Below are 12,029 nucleotides of genomic sequence, written 5' to 3' on the forward strand. Positions count from 1 at the left end.
GGTGAGCGCTCTGATTACACCGTCCTTGCCGTATTGAATGATGGGTGTCCCCGGTCGGCGAAGGGCCGGCCGGGCGTTCTCGACGCCATGACGCGCGCTGAATCCGGCCTGTGAGGAGGAAAAAGTCGAATGCCGCACACGACGACGCCTGACGGGGTCCGGATCGCCTACCAGGTCCAGGGCGAGGGGGCGCCGCTGGTCCTTCTGGCGGGTCAGGCGAACAACCACCATTGGTGGGACGGGGTACGCGACGACTTCCACGCGGCCCGCAGCACCCTCACCCTCGACTACCGCGGCACGGGGGAGAGCGAGAAGCCCGACAAGCCCTACAGCACCGAGCTCTTCGCCCAGGATGTGATCGCGGTGCTTGACGACCTCGGTGTCGACCGGGCCGACGTGTACGGCACGTCCATGGGCGGACGCGTGGCCCAGCAACTCGCGGCCCGCCACCCGCACCGGGTGCGCGCCCTGGTTCTCGGCTGCACGTCACCCGGCGGACCGCACGGCATCGAACGCGACAGTGTCGTGGGCAGGTCGCTGGTACAAGCACGGCCGGGGGCGGCGCGGCAGTCCCTTCTTGAGCTGATGTACACCCCGGCCTGGCTGGCGACCCACACGGGCCCCTACCGGACACTCGGCGACCCGAAGATGCCCGCCCATGCCCGGCGCCGCCACTTGGTGGCCAGCAATCAGCACGACGCCTGGCAGCTCCTGCCCGGGGTCAGAGCACCCACTCTCGTCGTGCACGGCGGCGACGACCTGCTCAATCCCGCCGCCAACGCCCCCCTGCTCGCGAACCGCGTCCCGGGCGCCCGGCTGCACATGATTCCCGGAGCGCGGCACGCCTATTTCGAAGAGTTTCGCACCGTCGCAAGCCCACTCGTCCTGGACTTTGTCACCGCGGTGCCGCAGCGGTGAGAAGGCAGCGGACGGCGGACGGCCTGCGTGGGAAAGCCGGTCGGCGACATCCGCATTCCGCTCCGGGCCGACAAGAAGGCCCCGGGCGGCTGGCCTGGGGCTCTTTCGTGGAGCGGGTGACGAGAATCGAACTCGCGCTCTGAGCTTGGGAATCCCATGATCTGGGGATGGATTCGCGCAGGTCAGATGCGTGGAGCAGGCAACGGGGGTGTGATTGCTGGTGCTGGGATCACACTCCTGCTGACCGTTCCCACCGGTGCGGTAGTAGTGCGAGCGGGTGGAGGCCCGCGCCCGCGAGGGGGTCCGCGCCCGCCCACCTGTCCCGCTCGTTCGAGCTGGCCGCACCACACCGCAGGGCGCGACCAGAGCCTCGATGCACACCGTATGGCCTCCGGGGTCTCCGGCGCTTCCAGTGCCTCGCGCGAGTGGACGCACTGGGACACCCCGGCCGCCAGCCGGTTGAGTTCGAGGTCGTCGAGGCTGCCCGAGCCACCGCCGATGTACCGCCGACGCAGGGCGGGCGTTGACGGAGCTGACCTCGTCCCGCGCCTGGAGCTGGGCGCGGGCCACCGCAGCGATCACCGCGTCCTCGCCCCCCAGCAGTTCGACGACGGAAACGCCCCACCGGGGGCGTCCGGACCGGCGCGAGGCTGGCCCGCCGGCTCCTCGACGTCCGACCACATCCGGGCGAGCTCACCGCGCTGATGCTCGATCAGTGGCGCCGGGACGCCGAGAAGCTCGCCCAGTTCCTTCGTCGTCGCCCGGTTCAGATCGAGCAGGGCGAGGTACGCGTCGTTCTCGGCAGGGCCGAAACCGATCGGTTCTCACAGGAACATGTGTACCTTCTGGCGCCGACGGGACCGCCGGGCGCGCCCGGACGCCGGGTTGGCACTCCAGCCACCGTCAAGAGTGTGTTTCAGCCTTCCGCGCCGGTCGGATGGCGTGGGAATCGGACATTGTCCGGGATCGCAGGCACCGGCGCATTCACAGATCCGACAGCTCTGGCTAATCATGTCCATGACTACAGTCGCAGCACCACCTCGTCATACGGCGGTAACCGACCGCTACCCCCACTGAATGAGGTTCACGTGCGTAGAAAAAAGACCTTCTGGCTGGTCGCGGCCGCCACGACGGCCGCGCTGGTGGTCGGCACCGGCTACGGTGCCGCTGCCCCGCCACCCGACAACCCCGCATCGACGCAGGACGAACGCCCCTACGTCTACCGCGTCCACGACGGAGCACACGCGGCGGACAGCAAGCTCGCCGGCTTCGACCTGATCGAAGACCGCGAGGGCGACGACCTGTTCGTCCTCGGCGACGCCGGCACCGCCGAGGACCTCAGGGCCGCCGGACTGGAGGCCACCGTCGAGCAGCGGCTGAGCCCAGCCCCCTGGGGGCCGCCCAAGCGCAGTGGCCAGGCCCCGCGGCTGACCGCCGAGGTCGCCGAGGAGACCTACTACGGCGGCTACCGCACGGTGAATGCCCAGTACGCCCACCTGGACCAGGTCGCCTCCGACCACTCCGGCCTGGCCACCGTCTTCGATGTCGGCGACTCCTGGCGCAAGGCCACCGGCCGGCCGAACGGCTACGACCTCAAAGCCATCTGCATCACCAAGAAGCAGTCCGGCGACTGCCGGCTGAGCCCGGACTCCTCCAAACCGCGGCTCCTCGTCCAGGCCCAGGTCCACGCCCGGGAGTTGAGCACCGGCGAGATGGCCTACCGCTGGATCGACTACCTCACCGACGGCTACGGCACCGACCCGACGGCCACCGAGATCCTGGACAACCGGGAGATCTGGGTCGTGCCGATCGGCAACCCCGACGGCGTCGACATGGTCCAGCAGGGCTTCACGGGCGGGCCCAGCGGGCAGCAGTGGCACCGCAAGAACGCCAACCACAGCCACAGCAGCGGCTGCTCCGAGGGCTCCTACGGCGGTGAGGGCATCGACCTCAACCGCAACAACGGCAGCCACTGGGGCGGCGCCGGTACCAGCTCCAACCCGTGCTCCAAGGTCTACAAGGGCCCCTCCGCGGACTCCGAGACCGAGACCCAGGCCCTCCACGCCCTCTACCGCGACCTGTTCCCGGACACCCGCCCCGCCGGTGACAACGCCCCTGCCGACTCCGACACCCAGGGCATGTTCGTCACCCTGCACAGCTACTCCAACATGGTGCTGTTCCCCTGGGGATTCAACTCCTCCATCGACACCGGCAACGACGCCGCGCTGCGCACCATGGCCAAGGACATGGCGAACCTGGCGGGCGGCTGGCAGTACGGCCAGCCCGGCGAGATCCTCTACAACGCCAGCGGCAGCCACGACGACTGGGCCTACGACGACCTCGGTGTGCCCAGCTTCACCTGGGAGGTCGGCCCCTCCGGCGGCACCTGTGGAGGCTTCCACCCCAGCTACTCCTGCCAGGACACGTTCTGGAACCAGGTCAAGCCCATGCTGGTCTACGCGGCGGAGCACGCCGAGAACCCCTACGGGGGCGGCACCACACCCCCGCCCTCGGAGTGCAGCGCCACCAACGGGACGAACGTCGCCATCCCCGACAACGGCCCAGCCGTCACCAGCAGCATCGAGATCTCGGGCTGCACCGGCAACGCGTCGGACGCCAGCACCGTCGAGGTCCACGTCGAGCACACCTGGCGCGGTGACCTCGTCGTCGACCTGATCGCCCCCGACGGCACCGTCTATGCGCTGAAGAGCGCCAGCGGCGGGGACAGCGCCGACGACATCCACGAGACCTACACGGCCGACCTGTCCGGCGAAGCGCCCAACGGCACGTGGTCGCTCCGCGTCCAGGACACCGCCCGGTACGACACGGGCACCCTCGACACCTGGACTCTCTCCCTCTGACTCGGCCACCCGCCCGGGTCCGGCACGCCATGCCGGACCCGGGCGGCACGCGACGCCAGAGCACAGGTGCGGGCTCCGCCGAAGCGGTGGGCGCCATGGAGCGTTTCGCGTTTGAGGGTCGTGTTGAAGGACTCGGCGAGTGCGTTGTCCGCGCTCGTACCAAAATTGCATCCCTCGCAACACTCTTCACCGCGAAAGCCCGGTGTGCGCACCTGGCGGGCCGAGCGGCTGGAGGCAACCGGCACGACGACCGTCGCCAAGCCGTACCGCCTCCTCAAGGCCATCATGGAGACGGCCGCCGACGACGAGTTGATCCGCCGCAACCCCTGCCGGATCAGGGGCGTCGGCAGCGAGAGGGCCAAGGAACGACCTACCGCCACCGTCGAACAGGTCGACGCGCTCGCGGACGCCATGGGCCCCAGGTGGCGGCTGATGGTGTACTTCGGCGCCTACGGGCCGATGCGTCCGGAGGAGCAGGCGGCGCTGCGGCGGCCCGACGTCACGCTCGAACCGCTCGCGGCCAGGATCAGCGACGCCGCGCCGGAGCTGACCACCGGCCGTCGGGTCGAGGGCGACACGAAGTCGACCGCCGGACGCCGAACCGTCTTCCTCCCGGCCTTCCTGTACATCGAGGTGAAACGCCACCTGGACTGGTACGCGGAGAAGGAGCCCAACGGCCTCCTGTTCGTCGGCGAGCGGGGAGCGCCATTCCGGCGGTCCACCTTCGGCCACAAGTGGCGCAGGGCCCGCGCCAAGGTGGGCCTGCCGGAGGACTTCCGCTTCTACGACCTCCGCCACACCGGCCACACCTTGTCCACCCAGTCGGGGGCCACGCTCAAGGACACGATGGTCCGTGCTGGCCAGTCTTCGGAGAAGGCGGCGCTGATCTACCAGCACTCCGACGGGGAGCGGCAGCGGGAGGTGGCGGAGGGCATCGACGTACGGGTGCGGGAAGGACGCCAAAGGGCCAAGGAGGCGAGCCGCCTGGCCGAGCGGTAGAAATAGCTGGGCGGGGCGGCAGCCTTCTCCTCGCCCAGCTCGCGTGTCCCACATGTGTGGCCTGCCGATCGGCAGGCCACACATTCAGCTGAGCAGCACCTGGATCGCGCTTCGAAGCGAGTCGGCGAGCGAGTTCAAGGACGCGGCAGAGCCAAGCGCGAGGCTAAGCATCTCCAAGGTTTCGGTAAGGCGGCGGCCGTCCGGCGTCGGCTCGCGAAGCTCCTCGTCGATTCTGGCCACGGCCTGTCGGCAGCTGTCGATGCTGTGGACTTCGCCAGCGTGCGAGTCCAGGGCGGCTGCCAACTCGGCGAGTTTGGCCTGCGCGGCCAAAAGCCTGGGATCGTCTGCTTCACGTCCCGAAACTTGGACTTGGCGCATGTCGCCGCCGACCCTGCCGGTGTTGACTTGATTGCCGCTGCCGGTGACGTGGGTGCCGCCACTTGTGTTCGCTCGTCCAAAACGCATGGTCATCCCGCCTTCTCGGTTCTGCCAGGCGCGGAGCCTTGCTGCATACCGCCGCCCAGATTTCCGGTGTTCACCTGGTTGTTGTCGCCGCTGATGAAGTTCTGTGTGATGGCAATGGCCTGGCGTTTGAAGTCTCCGGTGGCCAGACCGTGGTCAGCGAGAAAGGCGCTCACAGTGCTGAACATCCTCGACTGGAGGATCGAAACGTAGCGCTGCACGTCCTCGGTCTGGTGCATATCCTCGGTCGTCGCCCGGCCACAGTGCTCTCGAAGGCTTACGGGCTTGCCGTCGTCCCTTGGGCGAACAGCGGCTGCGGCTGTGGTTGCCGCGCTCAGCAGTCCGAGGCCACGGCCGACTGCTGTGTAGGCCCAGGCAGCTAGTGCGACGGTGTCTCCGACCGCGTGAAGCGGCGCTTCCGCCAGCTTCCTGGCGAGGTCCCAACCCTTCGCGGGAGTAACGTTCGCCGAAGGGGTCAATGGGGCGTGGACATGCGGACGGGTAACGAAGTGAAGGGTGTTGCCTTCCAACGCAGCGTGCGCGAAGACTGTCACCACAATCTGCCCGTCCCATGCGATGACCTGCGCAGCCAGGTATCTACGAGAGAAGTGGCCGGTTGGCGCGTCACGGGCCTCGGTGCACATTTCAGTAGCTTCCGGCCACTCTGACTTGCTGACACCGCCCCTACTCTGCCTCAAGGTTTTCCATCGACTCTCTGGAACCCCTAGGAATTCGGCCACATCGCAGTTGGGTAGGGCGTGGGTCTCAACCAGAGCTCCGCGAAGTTCCTCTAGCTCGTCACGCACCTTGTCCAGGAGTTCGTCCGCCTCAAACTTTTGGCTCGCATCGAGATCGAACGCACCAGTGGCCGAAAGATTGTCTTCTTCCTCATCGCTTGTGCGAGCTGACGTTAGCTGGATGCGGGTAGCACCCCTCATCCACGAATCGAGGCCGGCTCCCACGAAGCGGTCTACATTGCCTTCCCTGCGGTAGGCAATGCTTTGCCACTGCTCTGAGACTTCGTGCGAAGCAATCTTCTTAGCAGCGTAAGGGGCGAGGAAGGGACGTTTGGCCAGTTGTGTGCGGCTAGGCCGTAGTGACTGCATATAGGCGTGACACACCAAACGGTCAAGAAGATGAATGCTTGTGGTACCGATGAGAAGGTGAGGAGCGACGATAAGAGCTTCCACCACGGCGTCGCGCAGCATCGGCTGATGAGGCTTGACGAAGGTCCAGAGGGCAAGCAGGGCTGCAGCAAGCAGGACAGTCGGAACCAGTGCGCTGAAACCCCAGCGGATGACTGCTCGACCGGCCCGCCCGGTGAGGAACTGCCAGACCAGCATGGCCAGGATGAGCGCCGCAAGTCCCAGTGGGTGAGTGCTTGCCATATAGAGGGACGTGGCCAGCAACAGGGTGAAGCGGAGGCGACGTTGTCGTCGTGCCGCCACGCTGTGGGTGAGTACCGGAGCCAACGCGAATCCAAAGGACGGCACCGGCCGCTTTCGCGCGTACAGCACATTTGCCAGAGCCCACTGCGCGAGAGGCTCCCCGGTGAACTCGTCTAGACCCCGAATGGGGCGCTGGGGCCTTCCCTGGATCTTGTCCTGCCATCGCCCGACCCAGTCCCGTGCCTGCATGATCCTGTTGACTCGCTCGTGCACGGAGCCAGCCAACCCCCGAATGACGGAGTTGCTGCTTGGCGCTGGATCTCGCTGAGCGTACTCCGACCGCACGGGGCGCTGGCCGGGTACGTAGGCCAGCGGCCGCCCAGTCTTGCCGTTCACTGGTATTTGGGGAACGGGCTCCGACTTCTGTCCGGCATCAGAGTCCGGTGTGCGTCCGCGGGGCACTCCCGCCTTCCAAGACAGCAGCGGCACCTGCCACCTCCCCCGAGGGCCGTCCAATGAAGGCCCCACCTTCGACCACGGCGGAACTCCTCCGCTGGCGAATGGCTATCTCTGTCTCAGAAGCGCCCCAGCCTCGGCCGACACACAGCAGATCGGCAACGTCTTGAAAGCCGACGCCGGCCGTGCTGAGCGGATACTTCAACCGTCCGCTGGTCCCGTCGGCGGTCTGGGCGCAAGCCCTTCGGGCCCCATAGATGGGGCCCGAAGGGCACGCCGCACCGCAAGAGGTCTAGACAACAAAGAAGCCCCGGCCGCTGGCCTGGGGCTTTTTCGTGGAGCGGGTGACGAGAATCGAACTCGCGCTCTGAGCTTGGGAAGCTCATGTTCTACCATTAAACTACACCCGCGAAGCATGCCGATGATCACCGGCGCTGCACCGCTCAACACTCTACCCCATGTCAGGCCCCCGGCGGATGAGCCGTGGGGTCTCCTTCTCGTGTGCGCGGGGTGAGGAGTGGGGTGGACGGGGGTGTGGTTGGCGGGAGTTGGGGGCGTAGCGTGGGGAGTCGGAGTGCCGCGTGGGGCGGCGTCCTGTTCATCCCCTAATGTGGCTTTCTCGTCCATATGTGGTTGGGGAAGGGACTTGATGCAGTCGATGGAGCGCACCCTCGTCCGCTGTGCCGAAGGGCACGTTTTCGCTACCTCGTCGTTCCCGATGCAGCAGCTCGGGGCCGACCGGATCGGGCCGGGGCGGTTGATCCGGTGTCCTCGGTGTGCCCGGTTGCGGCAGGCGGTGCCGGTGGCCGTCGAGCGGCGGTAGGGGCGAGGGCAGGAAGAGGCGCGGAGCAGTGCGCGCGGGTGGTCCGGTTGGGGCGGGCTCGCGCGTTCTGCGTATCCTCGGGACGTGCTTCTCTCAGACAAGGACATCCGGGCCGAGATCGACGCCGGCCGAGTCCGTATTGATCCGTACGACCCTTCGATGGTGCAGCCGTCGAGCATCGACGTGCGGCTGGACCGCTACTTCCGGGTGTTCGAGAACCACCGGTACCCGCACATCGACCCGGCGGTGGAACAGCCCGATCTGACCCGCACCGTCGAGCCGGAGGGCGATGAGGCTTTCATCCTGCACCCGGGTGAGTTCGTTCTGGCGTCCACGTACGAGGTGATCTCGCTCCCCGACGATCTGGCCTCGCGGCTGGAGGGCAAGAGCTCGCTCGGGCGGCTCGGGCTGGTGACGCACTCGACGGCCGGGTTCATCGACCCCGGGTTCTCCGGTCACGTGACGCTGGAGCTGTCGAACCTCGCCACGCTGCCGATCAAGCTGTGGCCGGGTATGAAGATCGGGCAGCTGTGCATGTTCCGGCTGACCTCGCCCTCGGAGTTCCCGTACGGCTCCGAGCGGTACGAGTCGCGGTACCAGGGGCAGCGGGGGCCGACGGCCTCGCGGTCGTTCCAGAACTTCCATCGGACCCAGGTGTGATCAACCATGGCTAGTGACGTGCGGGAGAACCTTACTTACGAGGGCTTCGGGCGGGCCGTGCGCGAGCTGGCGCAGGCCGTCGCCGACGACGGCTACGAGCCCGACGTCGTGCTCAGCATCGCGCGCGGCGGGGTCTTCGTCGCGGGCGGGCTCGCCTACGCGCTGGACTGCAAGAACATCCACCTGGTGAACGTGGAGTTCTACACCGGGGTGGGGACCACCTTGGAGATGCCCGTCATGCTGGCGCCCGTGCCCAATGCGATCGACTTCTCCCGGAAGAAGGTTCTGATCGCGGACGACGTCGCCGACACGGGCAAGACGCTCAAGCTCGTCCACGACTTCTGCGTCGAGCACGTCGCCGAGGTGCGCAGCGCCGTCATCTACGAGAAGTCCCACTCCCTCGTGAAGTGCGAGTACGTGTGGAAGAAGACCGATGAGTGGATCAACTTCCCGTGGAGTGTGGAGAAGCCCGTCGTTCGGCGGGACGGACAGGTCCTCGACGCCTAGCGCCTAGGTGTTCTGTCCCTGGGTCTGTCCCGCGCACGCGGCACGAAGAGGCCCCCGGAGCGCTCGCGCTTCGGGGGCCTTCTCGCGTCGTTGCTCAGATCGTGCCCAGCTTGATGATCGACAGCAGCGCGATCAGCTGGATGGCCGACGCCCCCAGCGCCTTCGGCCACGGCAGGTCGTGCGACTTGCTCACCATCGACGTGAACAGTGCCCCGGCCGCCAGCCAGGTCAGCCAGCCCAGGATCTGGACCAGGGCGTTCTCGCCGCCCAGGAAGACGGCGAAGAGCAGGCGCGGCGCGTCGGTGATCGACATGATCAGCATCGACAGGCCCACGGTCGGCTGCCACGCGCCCGTGCCACCCAGCTGGCGGGCCAGGGTGTGGGTCACCGCGCCGAGGACCAGGCCGCCGATGACGAAGCCGACGCCGGTGAAGATGACGTACGGGACGGCCGTCGAGATCGTCGCGTTGATCGCCTCGTCGCGCGCCTGGTCGAAGCCGAACAGCGCGAGCAGGCCGTAGAGGAACGTGACGACCAGCGCCGGGCCCCAGACCGGGTAGTCCCGCATCTGCCAGAACGTCGGGCCGGGGCGCGTCACGATGCCGGTCAGCAGTTCCTTCCAGCGCAGGCGCGGGCCCGCGGGCTGGGCGGGGGCGTGACCGGCGCGGTAGGTGTTGCCGTCGCCGTACGGGTCCTCGTCGACGCGGAACGCCTGTGTGTGGCCCGGGTTGTTGGCGTACGGGTCGTGGGGGGCGGGGTCCGCGTACGGGTCGCCGAAGTACTCCGGCTCGCCGTGGCCGCCGTGCCCCTGTCCGCGGTGCCCGTGCCCCTGTCCGTATCCGGCCCGGCCCTGCGGGGCGTAGCCGCCGTTGTCATACGGGGCGCCCTGCGGGGCTCCGTGCGGCGGTGGCGCCGAGCCGCTGCCAGGGCCTCCTGCCGTCGGCCACGGCTGAGCCCCGTACGGCGGCTGCGGTGCCTGCCCTCCGTACGGCTGCTGCCGCTGCTGCGGTTGTTGCGGGGTGCGGTTGTCCCGGCCGCGTCCGATCCTGAATCCAGCCACCCGTCGAACGTACCTGGTCGTCGGGGACGGGGAGTGGGGGCCCGGGGAACCCGTCCGCCATTGCGGCCTAGCTGTGACATCCCCTAGGGGCCGCCGGGAGGCTGGGGGGAGAGGCGGTCAGGGGGAGTTCAGGGGAGAAACAGCGCAGTGGAGAAGGTGACCACGGGGTCCTTCGTGCTACCCGCCGGGTAGAGGGCGATCAGGTCCTGCCGCTCGCCCCGGTACGTCTGCACCACCGTGTCCGTCTTCCTGTCGCCGTCGTAGTCGCCGTGCGCCAGGAGCGTGGTGCGGGTGGTGCCTGTGGTGTGCAGGGGGGCCTTGGGGAGTTCCTCCGTCGCGAACGCGTACGCGCCGCCCGGGCGCACCGGGCCCTTCGCCGAGCCGAGGAGCAGGGTGCCCCGGCCCGCCTGGCCGGGGGCGTGCGGGCGGGTGGTGGCGACGAGGTCGTCGTAGCCGTCCCCGTCTGTGTCCCGCCTGGGCTCGGGGGCGTAGAGGTACGGGCCGCCGTCCGGCAGCAGTTCCGCGCTGCGCGGGGCCCCGGTGCGGGTGAAGGGGCCGTGCAGGAAGGTCACCTGGCCCGCGCCGGCGGTGACCGCGAGGTCGGTCCGGCCGTCGCCGTCGAAGTCGCCGCACACCGGCAGCTCGGGCCACTCGTTGCCGAACCTCGTCTGTTGCGGGATGCGCAGGGTGACCGCCTTGCCGGTGAGGCCCTCGGGCGATCCGAAGAGGAGCTGGAGGGGTACGGGCGGGGCGCCGATGCCGTTGTACGGGGGGTCGGTGGAGACGATCAGGTCCGTGAAGCCGTCCCGGTCCAGGTCGCAGGCCGCCTCGGAGTCGAACGCGGCGGGCAGGGTGTCGCCGTACTTCGCCGCGTTCGCGCGGGCGCTCAGCAGCTGGCGGGCGGCCGGGTCCAGGGGGCGGTCGTCGGTGCCGTAGACGATGCCGATGCCCGCGTCGTCGCCGTGGCTGTCCTCGGGAGCCTTCACCAGGCCGTCGATGACCAGGTCGCGGTGGCCGTCGCCGTTGAAGTCGTACGGGACGCGGCTGCCGGTGCCGCGGGGGACGGGGATGCGGGGGATGCCCGCCCGCGCTTGCGCGTGCGCCTGGGTTTTCGGCGGGGTGTCGCCGTTCTTGTCGCCGGACGGGGTGTCGGCCGTGGACGCGCCTGCGCAGGCCGTGAGCGTCAGCAGCAGGGCCGTGCAGCCCGCGGCGAGGGTGGCGGCGGTGGTCCTGGCCGTGGTCTTCGCCTTCGGGGGCGTGAGGTGCGTGATGCGTCTGCGCACGGGAGGCCTCGTCCGTCGTCGTCCGGTGGTGCGGGTGCTTCCGGCGCGGGCCCGAGGGTTCTGGGGGTGCGGCGGATCGTCCGGGGCACATGATGCTCCAGATACGTCGTCGCGTACATGTCCGGACTCACATGCGGCGGTCGTCACGTCCCGGGCGCCCCCGGTACGTGCGGGCTCCGGGCACGGAAAAACGGCCGGTCCTGCCCCCGAGGCAGGTCCGGCCGCTCATCACGCCGATGCGTTACGTCACTTTGCCGGTTCGGGCTCCGGTGCGTCCACCTGGTCCGGGTCGCCGGTCGGGTCGGTGGGGGTCTTCACGGACTCCAGGAGGAGCTGGGAGACGTCCACGACCTGGATGGACTCCTTGGCCTGGCCGTCGTTCTTCTTGCCGTTGACGGAGTCGGTGAGCATGACGAGGCAGAAGGGGCAGGCGGTGGAGACGATGTCCGGGTTGAGGGCGAGGGCTTCGTCGACGCGTTCGGTGTTGATGCGCTTGCCGATGCGTTCTTCCATCCACATCCGGGCGCCGCCGGCGCCGCAGCAGAAGCCGCGTTCCTTGTGGCGGTGCATTTCCTCGTTGCGGAGGCCGGGGACCTTCGCGATGATCTCGCG

The 12,029-nt window shown here is 68.5% G+C and carries 10 protein-coding genes, 1 tRNA gene and 1 pseudogene; 6 read left to right on the plus strand and 6 right to left on the minus strand.

The features are described 5' to 3' along the window. Positions 1-129 precede the first annotated feature (129 nt). From CIB93_RS27300 to CIB93_RS27310, 4 genes and pseudogenes are all read left to right on the plus strand, one after another. Complete coding sequence (locus CIB93_RS27300) at positions 130-918, plus strand: alpha/beta fold hydrolase (protein WP_096630673.1); 789 nt, start codon at positions 130-132, stop codon at positions 916-918. A 384-nt stretch (positions 919-1,302) separates the two neighbouring features. Further along, a complete protein-coding gene (locus tag CIB93_RS37535) occupies positions 1,303-1,623 on the plus strand; it encodes a hypothetical protein (protein WP_143660095.1) in 321 nt (106 codons plus the stop codon). A gap of 383 nt (positions 1,624-2,006) precedes the next feature. Continuing rightward, complete coding sequence (locus CIB93_RS27305) at positions 2,007-3,779, plus strand: M14 family zinc carboxypeptidase (protein ID WP_218839806.1); 1,773 nt, start codon at positions 2,007-2,009, stop codon at positions 3,777-3,779. Positions 3,780-3,977: 198 nt separating this feature from the next. After that, a pseudogene (locus CIB93_RS27310) lies at positions 3,978-4,778 on the plus strand (tyrosine-type recombinase/integrase); the annotation flags it as partial. 84 nt (positions 4,779-4,862) lie between these two features. Here CIB93_RS27310 and CIB93_RS27315 read toward each other — a convergent pair. The 3 genes from CIB93_RS27315 to CIB93_RS27325 all read right to left on the minus strand — a co-directional run bounded on the left by CIB93_RS27315 (position 4,863) and on the right by CIB93_RS27325 (position 7,494). Further along, entirely contained in the window at positions 4,863-5,249 is a 387-nt protein-coding gene (locus CIB93_RS27315) for a hypothetical protein (RefSeq protein ID WP_179500264.1), read from the minus strand. After that, positions 5,246-6,688 carry a hypothetical protein gene (locus tag CIB93_RS27320; RefSeq protein WP_257002405.1) on the minus strand — a complete coding sequence of 481 codons (1,443 nt, stop codon included), beginning with the start codon at positions 6,686-6,688 and terminating at the stop codon, positions 5,246-5,248. The genes CIB93_RS27315 and CIB93_RS27320 overlap by 4 nt, the downstream gene beginning before the upstream one ends. A 732-nt stretch (positions 6,689-7,420) precedes the next feature. Next, positions 7,421-7,494 (minus strand) — tRNA-Gly (locus tag CIB93_RS27325). Between the two features lie 497 nt (positions 7,495-7,991). On the opposite strand from CIB93_RS27325, the gene dcd reads away from it, so the two are divergent. Then, complete coding sequence (gene dcd, locus CIB93_RS27330; RefSeq protein WP_096630676.1) at positions 7,992-8,567, plus strand: dCTP deaminase; 576 nt, start codon at positions 7,992-7,994, stop codon at positions 8,565-8,567. A 6-nt stretch (positions 8,568-8,573) separates the two neighbouring features. After that, entirely contained in the window at positions 8,574-9,074 is a 501-nt protein-coding gene (locus CIB93_RS27335) for a phosphoribosyltransferase (RefSeq protein ID WP_096630678.1), read from the plus strand. A gap of 94 nt (positions 9,075-9,168) precedes the next feature. On the opposite strand, the gene CIB93_RS27340 is transcribed toward CIB93_RS27335, so the two are convergent. The 3 genes from CIB93_RS27340 to CIB93_RS27350 form a co-directional block, all read right to left on the minus strand. Then, positions 9,169-10,134: a Yip1 family protein gene (locus CIB93_RS27340; protein ID WP_096630679.1), complete on the minus strand. Its 966-nt coding sequence runs from the start codon at positions 10,132-10,134 to the stop codon at positions 9,169-9,171. Positions 10,135-10,262: 128 nt separating this feature from the next. Then, the gene (locus tag CIB93_RS27345; RefSeq protein ID WP_096630681.1) at positions 10,263-11,417 is read right to left on the minus strand and encodes a VCBS repeat-containing protein; all 1,155 of its coding nucleotides are present in this window, start codon (positions 11,415-11,417) and stop codon (positions 10,263-10,265) included. Between the two features lie 246 nt (positions 11,418-11,663). Further along, a partial coding sequence (locus CIB93_RS27350; RefSeq protein ID WP_257002406.1) for a heterodisulfide reductase-related iron-sulfur binding cluster occupies positions 11,664-12,029 on the minus strand: 366 nt, incomplete at its 5' end.

The sequence above is a fragment of the Streptomyces sp. WZ.A104 genome (genome assembly GCF_002382885.1).
GTDB lineage: Bacteria > Actinomycetota > Actinomycetes > Streptomycetales > Streptomycetaceae > Streptomyces.